This window comes from Chryseobacterium sp. CG10_8, from assembly GCF_058117085.1.
The window spans coordinates 1-1367 of record NZ_JBYVEB010000229.1; the positions used below are offsets into that span (position 1 = coordinate 1).

Sequence of the window (1367 nt, forward strand, 5' to 3'; positions counted from 1 at the left end):
GGAGTATTAAGTTTAGGAACCTCTACTTTTGCAAGCACCTATAATAACCAGCCAGTTACCTCTAATAGCCCTATTACATTAAGCGGCTCTTTAGATCCTGCTACAGCTGCTAATTCGTTTAGTACAAGTTATCCACAAGGCTTTAATTCAGGGCAATTTTTGATGTATGTAAAAGCAAATCAAACCATTAAATACAATTGGACTTATAGTCAACCTATTGATTTGGTAGTTAAATATCCTCAAACATTTTTAGGTTCAGGTGGATTTTACTTTTCGAGCAATGAGGAAGAAATATTTACTTCAAGCAGTCCCATCACTTTATATGATCCTAACCAACAATTACAATATTGGAATGGAAGTTCATGGGTTTTGGTAAGTTCTCCAACATTTACCTATACATCTACTTCTATAAGGTTTAGATTAAATCCAACCAGAGCAACAAACAGTTATACAACTGCTCTTACCCAGCTGAATCCAGCAGAAGGTACATTTAGTTTTACAATGAATGATGCAAGCTCTTTTAGTTGGCAACAAACAGATACTGGGAATACTGGAAATGGTTGTAGGTTTGAATTCTCTACCGACTGTACTCCAATAGATACAGATGGTGATGGTATTCTAAATTCATTTGATTTAGACAGTGATAATGATGGCTGCCCTGATGCATTGGAAGGTGGAGCGGGTTTTCCAAGTTCTTTGTTAGTAAGTTCAAGTATGTCAGGCGGAAATACGGGAGCAACAAGTGGTACTTATAATCAACCTGTTACTTTAAATTTAGGAAATTTTGTAGGGACTACTGCAACAACACTGGGTGTCCCAAAAATTGCAGGAACAGGGCAAACTACAAATTCATCTCAAAATGCAAGTGTTCAATCATCACAATGTCAAACATGTAGCTATCAAGTAAGTACCGATGGGAATCCTACTTCAAATGATTTTGACGGGGATGGTCTTGCGAATGTTTGTGATGTTGATGATGATAATGATGGCATTTTAGATACTGTTGAAAATCCGACGATTTGTGGGGCTTCCAATATGAATTACTCCTTTTCAGGAATATTAGATGGAGCAAGAGATAGGGCAAATGCGAACGCATTATTAACTGACTTTATTTTTGGAGATGCTTTTAGTTTCAATTTTAATTTTGTGAGAAGTTCACTTGCAACAGGTCTCAGCTACCCTTCAGATACCAGCGTTATTATAGAAACAACTTTGGGAGATTATTCTGGGGCAAGAACAGGAACGGTAACAGTTGATGGTGTGTCACAAACTTTTTCAACAGCTATAGGTAGTTTTTCAACGCTTACTTTTACACCTTCGACTAATCATTCTTATAGTATAATATATTCAGGGACTGATGTAACGGT

The 1367-nt window shown here is 36.8% G+C and carries 1 pseudogene; it reads left to right on the forward strand.

Annotated features, from left to right (window positions below):
- Positions 1-1367, forward strand: a pseudogene (locus tag AC4AGG_RS16430) (hypothetical protein); the annotation flags it as partial.